This window comes from [Zimmermannella] faecalis ATCC 13722 (assembly GCF_000381765.1).
Lineage (GTDB): Bacteria > Actinomycetota > Actinomycetes > Actinomycetales > Microbacteriaceae > Gulosibacter > Gulosibacter faecalis.
In genome coordinates this window covers 62,648-86,201 of the sequence record NZ_KB907083.1, presented here as the reverse complement: position 1 = coordinate 86,201, position 23,554 = coordinate 62,648, and the positions used below count along the sequence as shown (strand labels likewise).

General features: G+C 71.0%; 15 protein-coding genes. 9 read left to right on the top strand and 6 right to left on the bottom strand.

Going from position 1 to position 23,554, the window contains the following annotated elements; all coding sequences use genetic code 11:
• The first annotated feature begins 15 nt into the window (after positions 1-15).
• From G328_RS0111920 to G328_RS16400, 3 genes are all read left to right on the top strand, one after another.
• Complete coding sequence (locus G328_RS0111920; RefSeq protein WP_019619586.1) at positions 16-2,052, top strand: glycoside hydrolase family 99-like domain-containing protein; 2,037 nt, start codon at positions 16-18, stop codon at positions 2,050-2,052.
• Positions 2,053-2,259: 207 nt separating this feature from the next.
• Positions 2,260-2,796: a hypothetical protein gene (locus tag G328_RS0111915; protein ID WP_154651574.1), complete on the top strand. Its 537-nt coding sequence runs from the start codon at positions 2,260-2,262 to the stop codon at positions 2,794-2,796.
• Entirely contained in the window at positions 2,796-5,129 is a 2,334-nt protein-coding gene (locus G328_RS16400) for a hypothetical protein (protein WP_019619584.1), read from the top strand. Before G328_RS0111915 ends, G328_RS16400 begins: the two co-directional genes overlap by 1 nt.
• 182 nt (positions 5,130-5,311) lie before the next feature.
• Here G328_RS16400 and G328_RS15300 read toward each other — a convergent pair whose 3' ends face one another.
• Positions 5,312-6,793: an O-antigen ligase family protein gene (locus G328_RS15300; protein ID WP_019619583.1), complete on the bottom strand. Its 1,482-nt coding sequence runs from the start codon at positions 6,791-6,793 to the stop codon at positions 5,312-5,314.
• A gap of 103 nt (positions 6,794-6,896) precedes the next feature.
• Between G328_RS15300 and manA the strand changes: the two genes are divergently transcribed.
• The 4 genes from manA to G328_RS0111885 all read left to right on the top strand — a co-directional run bounded on the left by manA (position 6,897) and on the right by G328_RS0111885 (position 13,803).
• Positions 6,897-8,252 carry a mannose-6-phosphate isomerase, class I gene (gene manA, locus G328_RS15295; protein WP_019619582.1) on the top strand — a complete coding sequence of 452 codons (1,356 nt, stop codon included), beginning with the start codon at positions 6,897-6,899 and terminating at the stop codon, positions 8,250-8,252.
• 208 nt (positions 8,253-8,460) lie between these two features.
• Positions 8,461-8,772: a WhiB family transcriptional regulator gene (locus G328_RS0111895; protein ID WP_019619581.1), complete on the top strand. Its 312-nt coding sequence runs from the start codon at positions 8,461-8,463 to the stop codon at positions 8,770-8,772.
• A 137-nt stretch (positions 8,773-8,909) separates the two neighbouring features.
• The gene (locus tag G328_RS15290) at positions 8,910-11,903 is read left to right on the top strand and encodes a glycosyltransferase (RefSeq protein ID WP_083919644.1); all 2,994 of its coding nucleotides are present in this window, start codon (positions 8,910-8,912) and stop codon (positions 11,901-11,903) included.
• The gene (locus G328_RS0111885; protein WP_019619579.1) at positions 11,896-13,803 is read left to right on the top strand and encodes a DUF5719 family protein; all 1,908 of its coding nucleotides are present in this window, start codon (positions 11,896-11,898) and stop codon (positions 13,801-13,803) included. Before G328_RS15290 ends, G328_RS0111885 begins: the two co-directional genes overlap by 8 nt.
• A gap of 51 nt (positions 13,804-13,854) precedes the next feature.
• Here G328_RS0111885 and G328_RS15285 read toward each other — a convergent pair whose 3' ends face one another.
• Entirely contained in the window at positions 13,855-14,313 is a 459-nt protein-coding gene (locus tag G328_RS15285; RefSeq protein ID WP_019619578.1) for a hypothetical protein, read from the bottom strand.
• Between the two features lie 49 nt (positions 14,314-14,362).
• On the opposite strand from G328_RS15285, the gene G328_RS0111875 reads away from it, so the two are divergent.
• Complete coding sequence (locus G328_RS0111875) at positions 14,363-14,572, top strand: DUF3499 family protein (RefSeq protein WP_026339861.1); 210 nt, start codon at positions 14,363-14,365, stop codon at positions 14,570-14,572.
• Between the two features lie 279 nt (positions 14,573-14,851).
• Here the strand turns inward: G328_RS0111875 and G328_RS0111870 are convergent, their stop codons facing one another.
• Positions 14,852-15,538: an NAD(P)H-binding protein gene (locus G328_RS0111870; protein WP_019619576.1), complete on the bottom strand. Its 687-nt coding sequence runs from the start codon at positions 15,536-15,538 to the stop codon at positions 14,852-14,854.
• A 123-nt stretch (positions 15,539-15,661) separates the two neighbouring features.
• Here G328_RS0111870 and G328_RS0111865 point away from each other — a divergent pair, with 123 nt between their 5' ends.
• Positions 15,662-17,092 carry a phosphomannomutase/phosphoglucomutase gene (locus G328_RS0111865; RefSeq protein ID WP_019619575.1) on the top strand — a complete coding sequence of 477 codons (1,431 nt, stop codon included), beginning with the start codon at positions 15,662-15,664 and terminating at the stop codon, positions 17,090-17,092.
• Between the two features lie 14 nt (positions 17,093-17,106).
• On the opposite strand, the gene G328_RS0111860 is transcribed toward G328_RS0111865, so the two are convergent.
• The 3 genes from G328_RS0111860 to G328_RS0111850 form a co-directional block, all read right to left on the bottom strand.
• On the bottom strand, positions 17,107-17,664 hold the full coding sequence (locus tag G328_RS0111860) for a Uma2 family endonuclease (protein ID WP_019619574.1): 558 nt from the start codon (positions 17,662-17,664) through the stop codon (positions 17,107-17,109).
• An 89-nt stretch (positions 17,665-17,753) separates the two neighbouring features.
• Positions 17,754-18,644 (bottom strand): DNA-formamidopyrimidine glycosylase family protein, encoded by an 891-nt coding sequence (locus G328_RS0111855; protein ID WP_019619573.1) that lies wholly within the window; start codon positions 18,642-18,644, stop codon positions 17,754-17,756.
• Complete coding sequence (locus G328_RS0111850; RefSeq protein WP_019619572.1) at positions 18,628-23,478, bottom strand: ATP-dependent helicase; 4,851 nt, start codon at positions 23,476-23,478, stop codon at positions 18,628-18,630. The genes G328_RS0111855 and G328_RS0111850 overlap by 17 nt, the downstream gene beginning before the upstream one ends.
• Positions 23,479-23,554: the final 76 nt, after the last annotated feature.

Here is a 23,554-nt window from a genome sequence, read left to right as displayed (position 1 = left end):
GGAACAACGAGTCGAATGCGACGAATCACCAAAGAGGGCGTGAAGCGCCGCGTCATCCGCGGGCGGCAGCTGCTGGGCGACGTCATCGCTGGGAGGAGCATTGCCTCGGGCGGGGCGCCCGGCGGGGTCGAATTCAAGAGCTGGGTGGAACGGTACGAGGGCGCGCACTTCGTCGGGTTCCCGTCGAAGTGGCGCGTTGATTTTCCGCCGTTCGAGCAGCCCGCAGCCGTCGGCGTGCACCTGCACGTCTACTACACCGACCTCGTTTCCGAGCTTGCCGAGCAACTGCGGAACATCGAAGTGCCGTTCGACCTCATCGTCACGAACGCGTCGGGCGAAGAACTCGACGAGGCGGCGCTCGCGGCGAGCGGCGCCCGCAACCTGCGCATCCTGCCCGTGGCCAACCACGGCCGCGACATCTGGCCCCTCATTCAGGTCGTGAACGCCGGGTACCTCGACGGCTACGACATCGTGCTCAAGGTGCACACGAAGAAGAGCGCCTGGCGCGAGGAACACGCGACGCTCTCGGGCTCGGGCGACGAGTGGAAGGAAGGCTTCTACCGCGACCTGCTCGGCACGACCGAGAACGTCAACGAGATCCTCTCGACGATGCTCACGAACCCGAAGGTCGGCGTCGTGACCTCGAAGGACTCGATCGCGCGTGCCGACCAGTGGGGCGGCGACCTCGGCCACGTGCGTGAGCTCCTGCGCCGGCTGCGCTACGACTTCAACCCCGACGACCTCGAGTTCCCCTCGGGCTCGATCTACTGGATCCGGGGATTCATCCTGCAGGGGCTGCGCTCGCTCATGCTCGACGAGCCCGACTTCGAGACCGAGGCCGGTCAGATCGACGGCACGACGGCGCACGCAATCGAACGCATCATTGGCATCCTCGGCATTGAGGCGGGCTACTCGATCGTCGAGCGCCCCGACCTGCCGGTGGATGCGCGCTACGGCGGCGAGGAGCTTGCGCGCCGCCTCGCCGAGCCGGCGCTGCGGGCGCACGCGATGGCGTTCTACCTGCCGCAGTTCCACGCGTTCCCCGAGAACGATGCGTGGTGGGGCAAGGGCTTCACCGAGTGGACCAACGTGACCAAGGCGAAGCCCGTGTACTTCGGACAGCCGCAGCCACTGCTGCCGGGTGAGCTCGGGTACTACGACCTCAACCGGGATGCGGTGCGCGAGCGGCAGACCGAGCTCGCGAAGGCGCACGGCGTCGAGTCGTTCATGTACTACTACTACTGGTTCTCGGGGCACAAGCTCATGGAGATGCCGATTCAGCGCTTGCTCGAGTCTGACCTCGACCAGCCGTTCTGCATCATGTGGGCGAACGAGAACTGGACCCGCCGCTGGGATGGCGACACCGCGAACGTGCTCATCGCGCAGGAGTACGACAAGGTTCCGGCTGAGGACTTCATCGACGACATCATGCCGCTGCTGCTCGACGACCGGTACGTGCGCGTCGACGGTGCGGCCGTCGTCGCCGTCTACCGAATCGCGCAGCTGCCCGACTACCCGAAGGTGGTGCAGGAGTGGCGCCGTCGTGCCCGCGAGGCGGGCGCGGGGGAGCTGCACCTCATGTCGGTCGATGTTGGGGCGAACTTCGACGGCCTCAACCGGTCGTACCTCGAGGCGGGCATTCAGGGCGCCCTCGCGTTCCCGCCGCACAACCACAACTACATCGCGGTGTCGCACGACGGGCTCGGGGTTTCGAGCCACTTCCGCGGCGGCCTGTTCAGCTACCGAGGCATGTGCGACGCCGGTATCGAACGACTGCGCACATCGCTGCCAGAGACCGACTTCCCGGGGGCAATGGTCGGGTTCGACAACACCGCACGGCGCCAGTGGGAGCCGCACGCGTGGGTCGGGGCGAATCCCTACACCTTCCGGCGATGGATGCGCGCCTGTGTCGAGGCGGTCGCTGACCGCGATGCCGAGCATCGCGTCGTGATTGTGAACGCGTGGAACGAGTGGGCCGAGGGTGCCGTGCTCGAGCCGACGGTGCGCTGGGGTTCGACCTACCTCAAGGCGCTTCGCGGGGCGCTGCTGTAACGCCATCGCGCGATCGCCATGTTCGGCGGGGCCGGGGAGATCTCCCCGGCCCCGCCGCTTTTACGCCCGAAACTCCCGATTCGAGGACGACACGCCGAGGACGCGCCGAATTCTTTGCGTAATCTCCCAGTTTTGCGTGACAATCGTGACCGGTGTGAATACTGTGAAAGTCGTTAACTCACGTGACGACACGCCGAGGAGGAGAAAATGTTGGACAACACGCTTCAACGCCGGCGCCTCGCGCCGATCTTGACCGGGGCGATGTCGCTCACGGCCGCCGGGCTCATCCTGGTCGGCTGCACGACGCCCACGACCCCCGGCGCGACCGTCGCCTCGCCCACGGAATCGACCGCGGCGCCCACCGAGGCCCCGGTCGCGACCGAGCCGGTCGAGGAGACGACCGAGCCCACCGCCACTGCGACCGAGGAGCCCGAGGCGACGCCCGAGGGTGACGAGTTCCCGCTGACCGTGAACAGCGCCTACCTCGACGAGTCGGCCGGCACCATCGAGGTGCGCGGCACCATCACCGGCTACATCGGCGAGGGCACCTGCACGGCGACCGCCGTGAGCGCCGACGGCACCGAGCTCACCGGTGAGATCGCCGCCGTACCCGACGCGCAGTCGACCATCTGCCCGCCCCTCACGATCTCGGGCGTTTCGGGCAGCGACTGGACGGTCACCCTCACCTTCGAGGGCGACGGCGTCTGGGGCCAGTCGGCTGAGACCGTGGCGGAGGCCGGCTAGTGAAGCGCCTCACGAAATTCCTCGCAGCGGCCGCAGCTACTGCGCTCGCCGTCTCGGGCATCGTGCTCGGGGTCGGCGCCGCGCAGCAGGCCGAGGCCGCGAACGCTGCCGACTTCGACCCGGGCTACATCGTGTCGGACGCGCAGTTCTACAACGACAACGCGATGACGGCGAGCGAGGTGCAGGACTTCCTCACCGCGAAGGGCGCGAACTGCACCACGAACTGCCTCAAGTCGTACCGGGTGACGACGCCCTCGATGGAGGCAACCTCACGCTGTGACGCCTACACCGGCAAGGCGAACGAGACCGCTGCCGAGGTCATCTACAAGGTCGCTAAGGCCTGCAACATCTCGCAGAAGACGCTGCTCGTGCTGCTCGAGAAGGAGACCTCGCTCGTCACCATCTCGAACCCCGCCGCGTGGCGCTATGACCGTGCGATGGGCTACTACTGCCCAGACGACCCCTCGCGACCCGGCTGGTGCGCGCCCGAATACGGTGGGTTCTTCAACCAGGTCTACAACTCGGCCGCGCAGTACCAGCGGTACGCCCAGTCGCCGAACTCGTGGAACTACGTCGCGGGCCGAACGAACAACATCCTCTACAACCCGAGCGCCTCGTGCGGCACGAAGAGCGTGTACATCAAGAACCAGGCCACCGCGGCCCTCTACATCTACACGCCCTACACCCCGAACCAGGCTGCGCTGAACAACCTCTACGGCACCGGTGACAGCTGCTCGGCGTACGGCAACCGCAATTTCTGGCGCCTGTGGACCGACTGGTTCGGTTCGCCAACCGCACCCGTCAGCGATGACAAGCCCGCCACGGAGCCGGTGAACAACCCGAAGGCGAACTTCGAGTCGGCCACCGTGAGCGACACCCAGAAGGTGACGGTGAAGGGATGGGCGTTCGACGCTGACAGCCCCGAGTCGTCGATTCGCGTGCACGTCTACATCGACGGCAAGCCCTACAAGTCGATCGCTGCCGACCTCGCGCGCCCCGACGTGAACAAGGCCTACCCGGAGCTTGAAACCGACAACGTCGGCTTCTCGTACACGACGGGCAAGCTCACGCCGGGCACGCATCAAGTGACGATCTACGCCATCAACGTTGGGAGCGGGAGCCACAAGGCCCTCACGAAGACCGTGACGGTCAAGGCGGCGGCGACGCCGACCCCGACCGCCACGCCGACGCCCACCGCAACTGCGACGCCCAAGCCGACGGCCACGGCGACGCCGAAGCCGACGGCGACTGCGACTCCGAAGCCGACTGCGACCGCGACGCCGAAGCCCACGGCAACGGCGACGCCGAAGCCCACTGCGACGGCAACGCCGAAGCCGACCGCGACGGCAACGCCGAAGCCGACCGCGACGGCAACGCCGAAGCCGACCGCGACGGCAACGCCAAAGCCCACGGCAACTGCGACGCCGAAACCGACAGCAACGGCGACGCCGAAGCCGACGGCCACGGCGACGCCCAAGCCGACCGCGACGGCAACGCAGAAGCCGACGGCGACCCCGAAGCCGACCGCGACCGCGACCCCGAAGCCCACGGCAACCCCGAAGCCCACGGCGACGGCCACGCCGAAGCCGACCTCGACGCCGAAGGCGCCGCTCACGGTGATTCCGCCGCGCGAGACGGTCAAGCCGACCGCAACGCCGACGCCGACCGAGACGCCGAAGCAGACCGAGACGGCGGCGCCTACGCAGACGCAAGCACCGAGCGCGGACGACCTCACCGAGGCGAACGCCAACGGTGTGTGGACGCTCGACTCGCAGTACGCGGCCGGTGACACCGTCACCGCAACGGTCGGTACCGAGCACGCGGGCACCGAGGTCACCGCCATGGTGTTCTCGACGCCGCAGACGATCGGCAAGGTCACGGTTGCCGACGACGGCACCGTCGCGGTGCAGCTGCCCGCCGACCTCGCGGCCGGCGACCACCACCTCGCGTTCTACGACGTGAACGGTGAGGTTGTGGGCTGGACCTCGATCTCGGTCACGGCCGCGATCGCGACCGACCCGGCGGCCCAGCCGGCCGACGACGCAGACCAGGGCGACGACCCCGTGGCGTCTGACGACAGCGCGGCACCGGCGGCGACCCCGTCGCCGACGCCGAGTGAGACTGCGACGACGGCCGATGCGGCCGACGACGCCGGGCAGGCGCCCCTCACGGTGATCCCGCCCGCCGACAATGACGAGGCCGCCGACGGCTCGGCGCTCGCCGTGACCGGCCCCGCGAGCGCGACCCCGATCGTCCTGATCGTGGCACTCGGTGTGGCCGTCGGCCTCGGGCTAATCCTCGTCGCCCGCCGCGACCGGATGCGCGACGTGTAGTCCACCGCATCCTCACTCCGCGCGTTGCCCCGCCCGACTCGTTCGGGCGGGGCAACGCCGTTTCCACGGTGCGCTTGACCGCGTCGGCGCGCCGAACGATGACCGCGTGGGCACGGGGCGCGTTACGTCCGCACGCGGAGAGCCCGGCGGCTCCTCGCGCACCAGGGAAGCAGCCCCGAGAACTACAGGCGCGTATCCAGCACGACGCGAACCGGGCCGGTCTTCGTCGTGAGGCTGCGGCGGGGGAGGATCGCCGGGTCTTGGATGCGCAGCTTCGCGTAGATCGCGAAGTAGCACAGCAGCAGCCAGCCGCCCTCGACGAGCAGCCGCGACTCGGTCATTGCCTGCACGACGAGCGCGACCATTACGAGGAACGGGGCCGCGGTCGCCGCCGCGACGTGCGCCCGGCCGCCGACCCGGCGCGACTCGATGCGCGGGGCGTCGGGAATGTCGATCGCGATCCACCAGGTGCGCACGAGGGTCGAGAACACGAGGCCCGCGAACAGCGCGAGGCCGATGAAGCCGGTCTGCATCCAGGTGTCGAGGAAGGCGTTGTGGGCCTGGTGGTACGGCATGCCCTCGACCACCGCGAGGCTGTGGAACTGCGGCAGCCACGGCGCCCAATAGCTGACCCAGCCGTGCCCGAGCACCGGCGACTCGCTGCCGAGCGCGATGACCGCGCGCCAGATCGACCCGCGACCTGACATGTCCGACGAGCGGTTCATGAGCGCGAAGACCTGGTCGTTGTAGATGACCACGAGCGTTCCGCCCGCGATGAGGCACGCGCCCACGACGCAGTAGAGCACCCAGCGCATTCGCCGATGGATGCGCCGGCCCACGAGCACGAGCGCCGCGCCGAGCGCAACGAACGCGGCCGCGACGTAGATCGTCGCCGAGTCGGTGAGGAGAATCGTCAGCACGGCCGCGGCACCCGCGACGAGCGCGTACCAGAGCCGCACCATGCGGTCGAGCAGCTCGATGATCGTGACGATGAGCGCGATGAGCGCGACCATCGCGAGCAGGTTGCGGTTGCCCATGACGCCCTGGAGTGGCCCGCCGACGAACAGCTCCGAGTGGGTCCAGTAGAAGCCGCCGGGGAGGGGATGCGGCAGGTCGGGGGTGCCGAGCAGGCTCTCGAGCACGCCGGGGCGGGTGTACGTCGGCGGGAGCACGCCCCACGGCATGAAGATCGCCGCGAACAGCTCAAACGCGAGCGAGAGGTAGACGAGCCACCGCATCGCCGACCCGAGCGTGCGTAGCAGCTGCATGCGGGTGAGCGACACCGCCATCGTGAGGCCGACGAGCGCCGTGAGGAGCTGCACGGCCGAGCCGACGGCGGTCTCGAGGCGGTATTCCGACCACACGAGCGTCGCGAGGCACCAGCCGGTAAAGAAGAGGAACATCGTCGGCAGGTGGCGCAGCCGCAGCAGCGGCTTGCGGCGCACGAGCACGACGATCGAGAGCACGACGATCGCGCCGACGATGATGCCGTAGCCGGTCCAACCGATCGTGTAGCGGAACATGTCGCCCGCGAACGCGACGACGAGCGCCGCGACGGTGAGCAGCATCGCCTTCGAGTACGGCTGGCCATCTGGCAGCCGCAGTCGCGCCAGCAACTTCGAACCGATGCCTGACGCATCGACGGACGAAGGGGACGCATGCATGCGGGCAATTCTCGCACGCAGTTGGTTTCGGCCCCGTGCGACCGCCGCGAGATCAGCCCGCGGGTCGAGGCTCAGCGCACCCGAACGGGGTACCCTCGGGGTGATGTTTGTTCCTCTCGAGAACACCCCGATGCGGTATGCCTGGGGCGCCGAAGGTGCGATCAGCGACCTGCTGGGCACCGGCGGCGCACTCACCGAACCCGAACGCGGCGCGCCGCGCCAGGCTGAGCTGTGGTTCGGCACGCACGACGGCTCGCCGACGCGCGTCGCGAGCCCCGAGCTCACCGGCGGGGTTGCGACCCTGCGCGACTGGGTCGCGGCCGAGCCCGACCTCGCCCTGGGGGAACGCGCGCTTGGCGTGCACGCGGGCCCGCCGCGGCTGCCCTACCTGCTCAAGGTTCTCGCCGCCGCGAAGCCGCTGTCGCTCCAGGTGCATCCGAACCTCGCCGAAGCCCGCGCGGGCTTCGCGGCCGAGAACGCGGCCGGCGTGCCGATTGACGCACCGCACCGCAACTACCGCGACGCCCTGCACAAGCCCGAGCTGCTCGTCGCGCTGAGCGAGACGATGTCCGCGCTCGCGGGCTTCCGCGAACCGACCGAGGTGCGCGACCTCGTCGACTCGATCGTCGAGGCGGCGGATGCGCGCGGTCGCGCCGCGCTCGAACCGTTCGTCACGCGCGTCGCCGCCGCCGACTCCGAGGCGGGGATGCGCGACCTGCTCGAGTGGATCCTCACGTCAGGCGAGCCCGCGGCACGAGCCGCCGACGCCCTCGACGCGTGGAGCGCGCAGGAAACAGAGGAGTATGCCCGCGAGCAGCGGAACCTCGCGCGCATCCGGGCCGAGTTCCCCGGCGATGCGAGCGCGCTCACGGCCCTGCTCATGAACCACGTCGTGCTGCACCGCGGCGAGGCGCTCTACGTTCGCGCGGGCGTGCTGCACGCCTACCTCGAGGGCCTCGGCATCGAGGTCATGGCCGCGAGCGACAACGTGCTGCGCGGCGGGCTTACGGTGAAGCACGTCGACGTGCCCGAGCTGCTGCGCATCCTCGACGTCGCGCCGACGCCGCCGCCCGTGCTCGCGCCGGGCGTGCGCGGCAACATCGCGGCGTTCGTACCGAGCGAGCCCGACTTTATGCTGCAGCGCGCACACGCCGAGGGGCTCGACGACGAACTCGTGTGCGCCGGCCCCGGCATCGCCCTGTGCGTCGCGGGCTCGGTGCGGCTCGAGGGCGCCGGCTCGGGCGAGAGCAAGCTGCTCGGCCGCGGCGACGCCGTCTACGTCACCCCCGACGAGGGGAGCGTGCGCCTGCGCGGCCGCGGCGACGTGCTGCTCGCGACGATCAATCCGTACGCCGTGGCGGCTGAGCCCGCTGCGCCGGCCGAGTCTGCTGAGCCCGCTGCATCTGCGGCGCCGCGCGAACACGCGGGCGCGGGGCGTGCAGAGGATTCCCAGGCATAGCGTGTCCCGCGCGGTATCGCGCGACGCCGGGGCTGCCCCTCGAGATCAGCGCCGCCGTGCGCGACACGCCGCAATGCAGTGCCGCCGATGTCTCAAGTGATGGCTTAGGCTTTCGGGTCGCTCCCACTTGACTCAGGGTGAATGACAACGGTGTAATTAAGTCGGTGGCTCGGGCAAGTCGCTCGAGGAAAAGCGTGGGAGACGTGTTATGGCAAAGATGATCAGGCCGGTTCCTGAGAACTGGTACGTCGATCCGCTGGAACTGGGGGTACCCGGTACTGGCAATCAGCTCGGCGACGACAATCCGCTCGCGTGGCAGGCTGACGCGCTCTGCGCGCAGACCGACCCCGAGGCGTTCTTCCCCGAGAAGGGCGGCTCTACCCGCGACGCGAAGATGATCTGCCAGTCGTGCGAGGTGCGCGCACAGTGCCTCGAGTACGCGCTGGAGCGCGACGAACGATTCGGCATCTGGGGCGGGCTCTCCGAGCGCGAGCGCCGCAAGCTCCGCAAACAGGCCTAACCCATTGAATCGGAGGTCTCCGGCAGCCACCCACGCTCTGCCGGAGACCCCTCATCTTTCCGGCCGGGTGCACGCCATTTCTTGGCTTGCCGAGGGGAATCCCCAGGGCCGGGTGACAGGCACCTAGCATTCGACAAATGCGACCAAGAGTAACGGCCATCGTCGTGGCGCAGAACGCCGCCGAGGCGCTCGCTCGAACCCTCCCCGCGATCGAGGAGCAAACCCGAGCGCCCGAGCGACGCGTGCTCGTCTGTATCGAGTCGCGCGACGACACTGAGCAGGTGATGCGGGCGACCGCCCCAGACCTGCTCGTCACGGTGCCCGAAACCACCTCGTTCGGCGAGGCGGTGCGCGCCGCGGTCGACAAGCTCGCCGAAATCGACGAGGGCGACGCCGCCCGCATCGAAGAGTTCGGCACCGAGGGGGAGACCCCGAACGACTGGCTCTGGCTGCTCTCGGCCGACAACACCCCCGACCTCGACGCGCTCGAAGAACTGCTCGACACGACCGAGCGCAACCCCTCACTCGAGGTGACGGGCCCGAAGATCGTGCGGGCCGACGACCCGGCCGTGCTCGTCGAATACGGCGAGTCGGTCACCCACTCGGGGGTCTCGGTGCGTCTGCACCAAGACTCGCTCGACCAGGGGCAGTTCGAGCACCTCAGCGACGTGCTCGGCGTCGGTGCCGGCGGCATGCTCACGAAGCGCGACACGTGGGATCGACTCGACGGCTTCGACCGCGGCCTCCCGGCCGTCGACGACGGCCTCGACTACTCGGTGCGCACGTGGCTCTCGGGCGGGCGCGTGCTGCTCACGCCCCGGGCGCGCGTGGAATCGCTCGCCGAGGAGGCCTCCGGCACGTCGAAGTACGGCAGCCGCACCCGCGGGCTGCAGCGCTACCGCATCCGCCGCACCGCGCAGCTCCACCGGCAGCTCGTGTGGGCCGGCCGCGTCGAATTCTTCTTCTCGTGGCTGCTCCTGCTGCCCGCCGTCGTGCTCCGCGCCCTGCTGCACCTCGTGCGCAAGAACCCCGGGCGCATCCTGCCCGACATTCGCGCCGCGCTCACCGTGTTCTTCCTGCAGACCGGCGTGCCGTCGTCGCGGCGACAGTTCCATAAGACGACGCAGCAACCGTTCCGGTCGGTCGACCAACTGCTCATCTCGCCGACCGAATGGCGCAAGCTCCGCGCGAACCGGCGTGACGAATACCGCGCCGTCGCCCAACAGGGACGCGATCGCTACAACTTCATCACCGGTGGCGGCGGCTGGCTGCTCATCGTCGCGATCATCGCGGCGGTTGCCCTCTACTTCCCACTCCTCAGCGCGAGCGCGCTCTCGGGCGGCGCGCTGCTGCCGCTCTCGGGCTCGATCGGCGAGCTCTGGGGCACGACCGGCTACGGCCTGCGCGACACGGGCGGCGGCGTCGGCGTGGCCGACCCGTTCAACCTCGTGCTCGCGGTGCTCGGCACCCTGACCTTCTGGAACCCGAGCCAAATCGTCGTCGTGCTCTGGCTGCTCGCCCTGCCGCTCGCGGCGGTCGGCGGCTGGTACCTCGCGGCCCGCTTCACCCGGAGCCCCTGGCTGCGCGCGTTCGCGGGCCTCGTTTGGCTCGCGGCGCCGCCGCTCCACATCGCGCTCGCCGAGGGCCGCCTCACCGGCGTGCTCGTGCACCTCGCGCTGCCGTGGCTGTTCTTCACCTGCATCGCCGGCGCCCGCTCGTGGGCCGCCACCGCGGTCTGCTCGCTGCTCGCCCTCATCGTCGCGGCGAGCTCGCCCGTGCTGCTGCCCGCCATGGTGATCGTGTGGGTGCTCGCGATGCTCATCTCGGGGCGCGGCTGGGTGCGGCTCGTGTTCACGCCGATCCCCGCCGCCGTGATGTTCCTCCCGCTGCTCATCACGCAGCTCAACCGCGGCCGACCGTTCGCGGTGTTCGCCGACCCGGGCCTGCCGCTCGTCGTCGAACCCGCCCGCGGCTGGCACGCCGCCACGCTGTTCTCGCACAGCGCGCCCCACGGCTGGGCCGACCTGCTCACGAGCCTCGGCATCACGTGGGACCCCTGGGTCGTCCTCGCGCTGCTCCAGGCGCCCCTCGCGCTACTCGCCGTCATCGGCATCTTTACGCGGGGCTGGCGCGTCGCCCTCGTTGGCGCCGGCGTCGCGGGCCTCGGCTACGTCACGGCGGGCGTCGCTGGCGGCTTCGCGTTCGCGACGACGGGCGGCATCACGGTGCCGCTCTGGATCGGCCCGGCGCAGTCGTTCGGGTTCCTCGGCGTGCTCATGGCGTCGCTCGCCGGCGCGGTCGCGCTGCGCGGCGCGCGCATCCCTGCCACCGCCGTCGCACTGCTCGCGGTCGTTGCGCTCATCGTGCCGGTCGCGCCGAACCAGTTCAACGGCGTCTCGCAGATCGCGCCGTCGAACGGGCGCACGCTGCCCGCGCTCGTGGATGCGCAGGGTCGCGCCGCCGAACAGCTCGGCACGCTCGTGATCACGCCGGTCGATGGCGACACCATCAAGGTCGAGCTCATTCGCGGCTCGGGCCAGAAGCTCAACCAATTCTCGACCCTCGAAACCACGAACCTCGCGCCGACGAGCGCCGACGAACGGCTCGCGAACATCGCGGTCGGGTTCCTCTCGCAGGGCGCCTCGAACCCGACGGCGCAGCTCCACGAGATCGGCATCGGCTTCGTGCTCGTCGAGCCCGCGCCGTCGAGCGGCGGCGTGCTCGAGCAGCGCCTCGTCACCGCGATGTCGACGAACGAGGCCCTCTCGTCGGCCGGCACGACGAGCGAATACGGCACCCTCTTCCAGGTCGTGAACGCCGCCGAGACGCCGACCGACCCCGACCTCGCCGGCGCCCTCGAGACGACGAACTGGCAGCACCAGATCGGCCGCACGCTGCTGCTCGTGCAACTCGCGGTGCTCGTGTTTGTCATCCTGCTCGCGCTGCCCACTGGCGGCCTTGAGTCGCGCGTGCGCGCGAGCCGCTCGATGGGGCGCCCGCACTGGGGCGACCTCGACCGCGGGCGCGAGCGCTTCACCGAGTTCGGCGCGATCTCAGAGGAAACCGTGCGGGTCTACAACGACCAACCCACGGGAGACCACATCGACGCTGGGGAGGACACCCGTGCCTGACGCCCGTAATCGCGACCGGGACGCCTTCGACTACCGGGCGTTCGGCATCGACCCCGAGCTCGTCGGCGCGCCCGCGCTCGAGGCCGACGACGAGCCGCTGCGCCTCGACACACTCAACGACACCCCGGCGTATCTCGGGGGCGCGCGTGACGTGATTGCGGCGGAGGTGGCGGATGCTGCCGATGCCGAGGCGTTCGGCGATGCCGACCGCGACGAGCCCGCCGCGAGCGAGCTCGAGCTGTACGCGCATCCCGCCGACGGGGAGGATGCGGCTGGCGTCGACGATGACGATGCCGCGGAGGCAGGGGAGGACGCTGCCGACGCCGAGGCCGAGGCAGAGCCCGACGCCGACGAGACCGACGTGCCGCTCGACCCCGACGCGCCCTCAGCGACCGCCTCTGCGGCGAATGCAAGCGAGGCCGCCTCGAGCGAACAGACGCCCGAATCGTTCGCGCGCGGCGGCCGGGGCCGGCGCCGCACCAGCAGCACCCGCCCGAAGCGTCGCCGCGCCGCCCGCTCGCGCGCGCAGGAACACCGGCGCCGCACCGCCGCCTCGGTCGCGGCGCGCACCGTCGGCACCGTCGCGGCGATCGCGATCGTCGGCGCATCCGCGTGGGCCCTCGGCTGGATGCCCCTGCCGGGCTACGAAGCGACGGCCCAGCCGGTCTCGGTCACGCCATCGCCCGGCGACCAGCTGCGCGTGTGCCCCGGCCCGCTCCAGCAGCTCGGCGTCACCTCGAACGCCGACGAGATCACCTCGGTCGGCTCGCCCGAGATCACCTCGGCCGCGATCGGCGGCGACCCCGAAACCACCGCGCTCTCGGGCGACGGCGACGACAGCACGGGCCCGAGCGTGCTCGCGCTGCCCGGCTCGGCCGACGGCCGCATCACGCAACTAATGGCCGCGCAGACCCTGCAGGCGACCGGCGGCGACGCGAGCGGCTTCGCGGCCACCGCGTGCATGCAGCCGACCCCGTCGCAGTGGCTGCTCGCCGGCGACACCACGGTCGGCCACACGCTCGTGCTCGACGTCGTCAACCCCGGCAACGTCGAAGCCCGCGTGAACTTCGACGTGTTCAACCAAGACGGCACCGTCTCGCCGTCGATCCCCGAGACCGTCATCGCGGCGGGGGAGCGCAAGGAGATCTCGCTCGCCGGAATCGCCCCGGAGTCGTCATCGCTCGCGATTCAGGTGACCTCGACCGGCGCCGAAGTCTCGGCCTACCTGCACGAGACGATCACCCAGACGCTCGAGCCCGCGGGCAGCGACATCGTCGGACCATCCGCCCTCCCGTCAACCGAGCAGGTGCTGCCCGGCATGTTCGTGCACGAACGCGCCGAGGCCGACGAGGCGTCGCCAACGAACCTCGGCTCGATGGTGCGCATCGTCAACCCGAACGACACCGAGGCGCAGGCGGTGCTCGAGATCTCCGACCTGTCGGGCGAGACCGTCGAGCAGATCGACCTGCCGCTGCGCCCGAACACCGTCATCGACTATCCGATCACGACGCTCCCGAACGGCACGTACTCGCTGCGCCTGTCGTCGGACCTGCCCGTCGCGATGTCGGGCCGCGTCGCGCCGATGCAGCCCGACGAGTTCGGCTGGCAGCCCTCGTCGCCGCAGCTGAGCGACGAGGTGATCGCCGCCGTGCCCGACGGGCCGAACGCGACGCTCACGCTCACGAACACCGGCGACGACGCGCGCACCGTCACGATCGACGGCGACGAGGTCGAGATCGCCGCGCACGCGAGCCACGCCCTCGAATCGTCCGGCGAGATCGAGATTCTCGGCGCCGAGGGGCTCTACGCCGCCGTGAACTACTCGACCGGCGGGCAGATCGCGAGCTTCCCCGTGCAGCCGGGGAACGCCGACGCCGAGCCCGTTGAGGTCGTGCGGTAGGGGCCTCGGGGGCTGTGGGCTGGTCGGGAGCTTGGCTGGTCGGGCGCCGCGCTACTGCGGCGGCTCGAGCAGGTCGTCGCTCACGAGGCCGGTGAGGCCGCCGTCGAGCAGCTCATTCACGGCCGAGATGACCGCGCGCTCGATGTACTCGCGGTAGCGGATCTGGTCGCGCGGGTCTGAGAGCGACAGCTTCGCGAGGCGCTCGAGCGGCACCCGAAAGAGGATCACCTCGTGCGGTGGGCGCACCTGCCAGCGATCCATGCCGTCGCGGTGCTGGTCGTCGGCGGGCATCGGCGCCGTGTAGATGCGCACCGGCGCGAGCTGCTCGGGCGCCATCGCCCGCAAGAACCCGAGCGTTTCGGCGACGATCAGGTGAAACCGTGGCACGCGGCCCGTGAGCTGCGGCAGCCAGGGGCCAGTCGCGCTCGAACGGAGCTGACGGCCGTGGCGGCTGCGCGAACCTCGGCTGCGCCGGGCTGCCGCCTGATTGCGCTTCGACGACCTGGGCATAGCCGCCAGCCTACCCCTGAGGCGGGTGGGGGAGGGCTAGCATGGCGATATGCGTTCCCGTCCCTGTAGCCGAGTGGGGTGCTCGCGTCGCGCGACGTCGACCCTCACGTTTGACTACCGCGACCGCATGGCAGCGATCGGGCCCCTCGCGTTTCGCGCCGAGCCCCACGCCTACGACCTGTGCGAGCTCCACGCTTCCCGCACATCCGTCCCCGAGGGCTGGATGCTCGTGAAGCCCGCCCCCATCGTCCGCGGCTGACGCTGCCGCCTGCCGCCTGCCGACTGCCGCCTGCGGCTGACGCCCTTCCCGCGAACTGACGGCAATTCGCAACGATTTCGCTCGATTCGTCGCATATTCCCGTCAGTCAGCGGATAGGGAGCGGTGAGTGGCCGGTGACCCTGCGTATCCGCGACCCCCTGTTGTGCCAGCCCATCCGAACCCACCTCTCGCCGCCTGACGGCAATTCGCAACGATTTCGCTCGATTCGTCGCAAATTGCCGTCAGTTAGCGGATACGCGGAAAGGTTGCGCAGCAGCGCTAGCGGATGGCGGTGGCGATGGGGGTGTCGCCGTCGTAGAAGTTCACCTTTTCGCGCGAGGCCGCACCCGTCGCGACGACGTGCGCGATCACGGCCGCGACGTTGTCGCGCGACGTGACCTTCTCGTCGTCGGCGAGCGTGCCCTCGAGCGCCTCGCCCGACGCGTCGGCGAGCCGCACCCGCTCGGTGGCGGCATCGAGGGTCAGCGTTCCCGGTCCGAGAATCGTGAAGTCGAGGTCGGATGCGCGCAGGTACTCGTCGGCGTCGTGCTTCGCGCGCACGTACGGGAAGAAGCTGTCGCTCTCGGCCACGGTGTCGAGGTCGGCGTCGGCGCGCGTGTACGACACCATGACGTACCGCGAGACACCGGCCTTCGCGGCCGCATCCATCGACCGGGTCGCCGCGACGAAGTCGACGGCGTGCGTGCGCTCGGGGCTGCCGCCGCCAGCGCCGGCCGAGAACACGACCGCCTTCGCGCCAGCAAACAACTCGGCGAACTCGTCGACCGAGGCCGACTCAATGTCGAGCACGCGCGGGGTCGCGCCCGCCGCCTCGACATCGGCCGCGTGGTCGGGGTTGCGGATCACCGAATCGACGGCGAATCCGGCCGCCACGAGCCGCGGCGCCGCGAGCAGCGCTACCTTTCCGTGGCCACCGAGAATGACGATGCGATCGTTCGAAGTCATGGAATCCTCCTCAGGAATCGAGTGGTTCGTGCCAAGGAGAACGCTGCATCCAGGGGCGGATATTCCATGGCCAGCGGGCGCGCGAGTCAGGTTGGCGCGGTGCGAGCGACTACATTGCTCCCTATGCATACTGCGATTTCGGCGATTGAACCTGAGCTTCGCGGTGACCTGGGCCAAGTCGTCAAGAACTACGACATTCGCGGCCTCGTCGGTGAAACCCTCACCGCGCCACTCGTCACTGCCCTCGGTGCCGCGACCGTCGACGAGCTCGAACTCGCCGACCAAGAACTTGTGCTGGGCCACGACATGCGCGACTCGAGCCCCGAGTTCGTCGAGGCGTTCGCCGCCGGCGCCCGGGCGCGCGGCGCGCGCGTCGTGCACCTCGGCCTCTGCTCGACCGACATGAACTACTTCGCCTCGGGCAGCCGCGCCGCCGCCGCGGCGATGTTCACCGCATCCCACAACCCGGCCAGCTACAACGGCATCAAGATCTCGGCCGCGGGCGCTCGCGGCATCTCGCTCGACACGGGCCTCGGCGCGATCCGTGACCGCGCGGCCGTGTACCTCGAGTCGGGAATCCCCGAGGTCGCGGTCACCCACGAGCCGCAGCGGGTCGACGTGCTCGCCGACTACGCCGCCCATCTGCGTTCACTCGTCGACCTGTCGGGAATTCGTCCGCTCAAGATCGTCATCGACGCGGGCAACGGCATGGGCGGATACACGGTGCCGGCAGTGCTCGAGGGCGCGGCGGGGCTCGCGAAACTGCCGTTCGAGGTCGTGCCGATGTACTTCAAGCTCGACGGGAACTTTCCGAACCACGAGGCGAACCCGCTCGACCCGAAGAACCTGGTCGACCTGCAGGAGCGTGTCGTCGCGGAGGGCGCCGACCTCGGCCTCGCCTTTGACGGCGACGCCGATCGCTGCTTCGTCGTCGACGAGACCGGCGCTCCCGTGTCGCCCTCGGCCGTGTGCGCGATCGTCGCGGCGCGCGAGATCGCCCGAGTGAATGCCGCGGGCGAGGCGGAACCCACCGTCATCCACAATCTGCTCACGTCGAGGCACGTGCCCGAGACCGTCACGGCACTCGGCGGCACGCCCGTGCGCACGCGCGTCGGCCACTCGCTCATCAAGGCCGAGATGGCCCGCACCGGCGCCGTGTTCGGCGGCGAGCACTCGGCGCACTACTACTTCCGCGATTTCTGGGGCGCCGACAACGGCATGCTCGCCGCGATGCACGTGCTCGCCGAGGTCGGCGCGACCGGCGACGCCGTGTCGGCGCTCGCGGCACGGCACACGCCCTACTTCGCGTCGGGCGAGCTCAACTCGACCGTCGACGACGTGCCGGCCGTGAACGTGCGGCTGCGCGAGGAGTTTGAGACGGTCGAGCTCGACGAGCTCGACGGCCTCACCTTCAGCGAGACCGGCACCGACTGGTGGTGGGCGAACGTGCGCCCCTCGAACACGGAGCCGCTGCTGCGGCTCAACGTCGAGGCGTCGAGCGAGGAACTCCTCGAGCACGTTCGTGACGCGTTCCTCGCGATTATCCGCGCGTAGGGCGTGGCTCCCGGCTATGCCCGGGCGAGCTCGCGCGGAGTGAACCGCACCGAGACCGGCGACGTCACGGCGAACGGTTCGTTGTCGACGGCGCTCGTCACTTCGCGGTAGACACCGTCGACGAGCGACCACGCGGTGGCGGCGGGCTGCTCGGGGTCGATGACCCAGTAGTGCTGGCAGCCCGCGCGCTGCAGCCGCTCCTTCTTGAGCAGGAGGTCGATGCTGCGCGTCGATGGCGACAGCACCTCGATCGCCAGCAGCGGCTGCCCGGGCAAATCGATGTCTGTGAACGCCTCCCGCGGCGCGATCAGCACGTCGGGCTGCAGCAGCGTGTCGTCCGCGAGCACGACGTCGACCGGCGCGACGACCACCTTCAGGTCGGGCGTCACCGCCGATCGCAGCGCAACGGCAAGGTTGAGCACGACGTCCTGATGCCGGATGCGCGGGGCAGGGGTCACGATGAGTGCGCCGTCGAGGAGCTCGTAGCGATGCCCATCATCGGGCAGCGTGTGGAGGTCGGCACGCGTCAGCTCTCGCCCGTGGGGCAGAAAGCTCGGTGCCGCGCTCGTCATGGTTGTCATCGTAATCTCCTCGCTTGCGCATGGCCCCAATCCCACCACTCGCGAAGGGCAATTGGGATGGCTGTGGATAACTTGTGCTCTCAGCGCTGGCAGGTGGGGCACCAGGCCGCATCGCGGGTGCCGCCCGCGGCGAGCCCGTCGGCACCCGACCGGTCGCGCACACCGCTCGCATGCTGCCCGCCCTCGATCGGCGTTCCGCAGCGTCGGCACGCGCGGCCAACGCGGCCGAACACGAAGTCGCGCTCACCCGAACGGATGCTGCCGGTAAACGAGCGCTCGACCCGGTCGCGATTCGCGAGCAGCAGCTCGCGTCCGAGGTCGACGAGCGCCGGCACGTCGGCGTCGCGCACGCGCCGATCGGGCCGCAGCCCGACAAGAAAGAGCATCTCGGTGACGTACTCGTTGCCGAGCCCGGCGACGTTGCGCTGATCGAGCAGGGCGGCCGTGAGCGGCCGGTCGGGCTCGGCAAGGATGCGCCGGGTCGCCTCGGCGAGGTCTGGCGCCTCCGCGAGCAGGTCGGGCCCGAGCCAGCCGAGGTTGCGCGCCTCGTCGGCCGTGCGCCACAGGTCGAGCTTCGCGAGATCGATGCCGAGCGCGACGACCGCGTCGGTGCCGATCACGGCCCGCACGCGATGATCGGCCGGCCACGCAGCCCGGCCCTGCGCCCGCCCGAGCCCCTGTGCACGCCCGCGACCAGCAGCCTTCCCGGGGCGACGCACCCGCCCCGCACCCTGCCCGCCGGGCGGCACGAGCCGCCACGACCCATCCATGCCGAAGTGCGACTGCACCGTGTACTCGCCGATGCGCAGCAGCATGTGCTTGCCGCGCGACTCGGCGCCGCGCACGCGCTCGCCGCGCAGATCGGCAAGGGCGTGCCGCGGCACGCGCAGCGAGAACTCGGTGACCTCGCGGCCCGCGAGCGCACGCGCGAGGTGGTGGGCGCCGCGGTAGGCGCTATCGCCCTCGGGCATATCCCGACTCCGGTTTCAGCCGCAGGCCGCGGGTGGTGGCGACGAAGCCGGCCTCCTGCAGCCAGGTCGCGATGTCGTGCTCGAACACGTGCTCGCCGTCGACGCGCTCGATCACGAGGTTCGGAATCCGCGCACGCCGCACCGTGTCGGCGAGGCTCGTCGCGGCGGCGCGCAGGTCGCCCTCGTCGCGCGTGAACGTGAGCATCGTCTTGCCGCCGCGCTCGACGTAGCAGGCGAGGGCGCCGTCGATGAGGGTCACGAGCCCGCCGGCCTTGCGGCCGGGACGGTGTGTGGCCGGATGCTCGGGCCAGGCGAGCGCGGCGCCGTACGCGTTCGCGGGGTCGGTCGCGGCGAGCGTGAGCACGTGCCGATCACGCGCGGCCTCGGCTCCGCCGGACTCGACCGTGTCGAGGCGCTGCTGGATCGCCCGGATCCGGTCGATTGCGCCCGCCGCGCCGAACTGCGATGCGCCGAGCTGTTCGACGAAGTAGCCGCGGCGCGCATGCCCGGCCTCTTCGAAGCGCGCGAGCACGCGGTAGACGAGTGCGAACCCGCCCGTGATGTCGCTCGCGACGACCGAGCCGCGGGTGACGACGCCGTAGCGGTCGAGCAGCAGGTCGCCGAGCGCCTGCGCGCGCTCGGTCGGGCCGACCGCGGCGACCGGCGCGAGCGACCAGCGGCCGGCCCCGCGCGGCGGCGTCGTTGGCCCCTGCTGCGCGGCGGCGGAGTGCCCGCGCCAGAGCCTGCCACGAGCCGGGCGCGCGGCCGCGCGGTGCGCCGACGTCGACTTCGCCCCGGCCGAGCCCGACATGAGCGCGCGCAGCGGCGTGAACGCGTCGTTCGCGGCCCGGCCCGACCACACGAGCTCCCAGAGCGCCTCCACCACCGCGGCAATCGCGACCGGCTCGCCGTCGGCCTCCAGCCGGCGGGCGACCTCGCTCGCGAACATCGCGCCCGCTGCGCCGAGCACCTCTGCGCAGCGGGCCGCGAGCGGCGACAATGGTTCGTCGTCGCGCGCCTCTGCGAGCGTGAACTCGGCGGTGTCGCGCAGGTGGAGGCTCACCCAGCCGTCGGCCGAGCCGATCGCGCCGTGCCCGAGCCAGAGCACCTCACCCGAGCCGAGCAGCTCGTCAAGCAGGGCCGGCGAATAGTCGCGCACGCGGGCGGGCAGCACGAGCGACTCCCACGCGGATGCGGGAATCGGCACCCCCTGCAGCTGGTCGATGACCGTGACGACGCCGTCGACCCCGCTGAGCCCGGACTCGCCGAGCGAGCCCGCGACGTGCTGCCACTCGGGCAGGAACGCGGCGAGCGCCCGCTGCGCGACGGGCTCGATCTCGCTGCGGAGCTTCGCGAGCGTGCGCGACCGGATGCGTCGCAGCACCTTCGCGTCGACCCATTCGAGGCCGCTGCGGCCGGGCGTGAACTCGCCGCGCTGCACCGTGCCGGCGAGCTCGAGCCGCCGCACCACGTCGGCGACGACCGCCTGCCCGAGCCCGAGCTCGCTGGCGAGGTCGGCGGCCGCGAACGGTGCGTGCGTGCGCGCGTACCGGCGCACGAGGTCACCGAGCGGGTCGGCGACCGGCTCGAGCATCGCGGTCGGCACACCGATCGGCAGTGGCACCCCGAGCGCGTCGCGAAGCCGGGCGGCGTCCTCGACCGCGACGAGCGACTCTTCGCCCCGCACGCGCAGCCACAGGGCGCGCTTCGCCGCGACGAGCGAGTCGCCGAGCCCGCGCACGTACTCGGCTGGCGCATCCGTCGCCGCCGTGTCGTCGTGGGGGTCGGCATCGGGGTGTCGCACGCGGGCGCGGAGCTGCTCGACGGTAAGCGGGCCGACGACCCGCAACAGGTCGGCAACCCCCTCGGCGTCACGGGCCCGACGCGAGGGCTCGCGCCACTGCAGCTCGGCCTCGACGTCGGTGATCGCGTCGAGGTCGAGCAGCTCGCGCAGCGAGGATGCGCCGAGCAGGTCGGCGAGCAGGTTCGAGTCGAGCTGGAGGGCTGCGGCACGTCGCTCGGCGAGGGGCTGGTCGCCCTCGTACATGAACTCGCCGACGTAGCCGAACAGCAGCGTCTGCGCGAACGGGGAGGGCTGCTCGGTCGTCACCGTCGCGAGCCGCACCTCGCGCGCCGCGAGCTTCGCGAACAGCTCGGTGAGCGAGTCGAGGTCGTAGACGTCGTGGAGTACCTCGCGCACCGTCTCGAGAATCATCGGGAACTCGGGGTACTTGCGCGCTACCTCAAGCAGCTGGGCCGCCCGCAGCCGCTGCTGCCACAGGGGCGCCCGTTTGCCGGGATGCAGGCGGGGGAGCAGGAGCGCGCGGGCCGCGTTCTCGCGGAATCGCGCGGCAAACAGGGCGGATGCGCCGACCTCGCGCGTGATGGTGGGTTCGACCTCGTCGCGCTCGAACGCGAACAGGTCGGCGCCCGGCGGCTCGTCGTCGACGTCGGGGATGCGCACGACGATGCCGTCGTCGAGGGCGATCGCGCTCGCCTCCATGCCGAAGCGCTCGCGCACGCGCGCGGTCACCATGAGCGCCCACGGGGCGTGCACGGGCCGACCGTAGGGGGAGTGGAGCACAATGCGCCAGTCGCCGAGCTCGTCGCGCACGCGCTCGACGAGCAGCTGGCGGTCGGTGGGCACGTGGCCGGTCACCTCGAACTGTTCCCGCACGTAGGCCGTGAGGTTGTCGGCGGCGTAGGGGTCGGCCACTCGCGCGAGGTGGCCGGGGAGTTCCCCGCCGTTTGCCGCGATCTCGCGCACCGTCGCGCCGATCGCGGCGCCGAGCTCCGCGGGCCGGCCGATGCCGTCGCCCTTCCAGAACGGCAGCCGCCCGGGCTCGCCGAATGCCGGCGTGACGAGCACCCGGTCGGGGCCGATCTCGCGGATGCGCCACGAGGTCGCCCCGAGCGCGATGACGTCGCCGACCCGCGACTCGTAGACCATCTCTTCGTCGAGCTCGCCGACGCGCTTGCCGCCGCGCCGGGCCCCGGGCGCCGACGTCGCGTCGGGGGCCTCGGGCGTGCCGGGCTCGGTGCCGTCGAGCATGAACACCCCGAACATGCCGCGGTCGGGAATCGTGCCGCCGGAGACGACCGCGAGCCGGCCCGCGCCGGGCCGACCCTCGAACCAGTCGGCGTCGCGATCCCACACGATGCGCGGCCGCAGCGACGCGAACTCGTCGGAGGGGTACTTGCCGGCGAGCAGATCGAGCACCGATTCGAGCAGCGCCGCGCTGAGCCCGGCGAATGGGGCGCTGCGCCGGACGAGCGCGAGCCAGTCGGCGACCTGCCAGCGGTCGAGCGCCGCCGCCGACACGGTGTGCTGCGCGAGCACGTCGAGCGGCTGCTCGATCGTCGTGAGCCGCTCGATCGTGCCGTCGAGCATCCGCGAGGTCGCGACCGCCGTGTGCAGCACGTCGGCCCGATGCTTCGGGAACAGCACGGCGCGTGACACCTCACCGACCTGGTGCCCTGCGCGGCCGACGCGCTGCAGGCCGCTCGCAACGCTCGGCGGCGATTCGACCTGAATCACGAGATCGACGTCGCCCATGTCGATGCCGAGCTCGAGGCTCGACGTCGCGACGACGCAGCGCAGCGCGCCCGACTTCAGGGCGTCTTCGACCTCGGCCCGCTGCTCCTTCGACACCGAGCCGTGGTGGGCGCGCGCGAGGTCGGTGACCGCGCCGTCGAACGTGCCCGACCCCGCGACGAGCTGCGCGCCGAGTGTGCGCGGGTTCGGGGGCGTGCCGGGCGCGGGCGGCGGCGTCGCAGGCCCCTCGCGCCCCTCGGCCCCGGACGCCTGCGCGAGCCGCCGCTCGTGCTCCTCGTTGAGCCGCGCCGTGAGCCGCTCGGCGAGCCCGCGCGAGTTCACGAACACGATCGTCGAGCGGTGCTCGAGCACGCGATCGACGATCGCCGACTCGATGTGCGGCCAGATCGTGCCGGTGCGCCGCGGGTCGGGGTCGCCGATCGCCCGCGTCGCGTCGCCGAACAGTGAGTCGTCGGGCGGCGACGCATCGGGCCCAGATGCATCGGGCCCAGTCGGCCCGTCGCCGGGCCCACCGACCGGAATGTCGCTGAGGTCGGGCACCGGCACGACCACGCGCAGGTCGAACGCCTTCTCGTTAGGCGGCGCGACGAGCGTCACGGGCGCCTGGCCGCCGAGGAACCGCGCGACCGTCTCGAGCGGGCGCACGGTCGCCGACAGCCCGATGCGTTGCGCGGGCTGCGCGAGTTGCGCGTCGAGCCGCTCGAGTGACACCGCGAGGTGCGAGCCGCGCTTCGTCGCCGCGACCGCGTGCACCTCGTCGACGATCACCGTGCGCACGCCGCGCAGCGCCGTTCGCGCGCTCGAGGTGAGCATGAGGTAGAGCGACTCGGGCGTCGTAATGAGAATGTCGGGCGGCTTCGACACCTGGCGGCGGCGCTCGGCGGGGCTCGTGTCGCCCGACCTGACCCCCACCGTGATCTCGGGCACGTCGAGGCCGAGCCGCACCGCGGTCTGCCGAATACCAACGAGCGGGGCCGCGAGGTTGCGCTCAACATCGACCCCGAGCGCCTTGAGCGGCGAGATGTAGAGGATGCGCGTGCCCCGCTTCGCCTGCGGGTCGCGCGCGCTCGCGGCGCGCTCGTGGATGAGCTGATCGATCGCCGAGAGGAACGCCGCGAGCGTCTTGCCCGATCCCGTCGGCGCCACGACGAGCGTGTGCTGCCCGCCACGAATCGCCGCCCACGCCTCGGCCTGCGCGCGCGTCGGCTCGGCGAACGCGCCGCGGAACCAGGCCGCGGTCGCCTCGCCGAACCCGGCCAGCGCATCCTTTTTCGTCACGGTTCGATCCAACCACCACCCAACGACACGGCCGCCGAGCACCCCGTTGCCAGGGCACCCGAATGCGGCACAATGA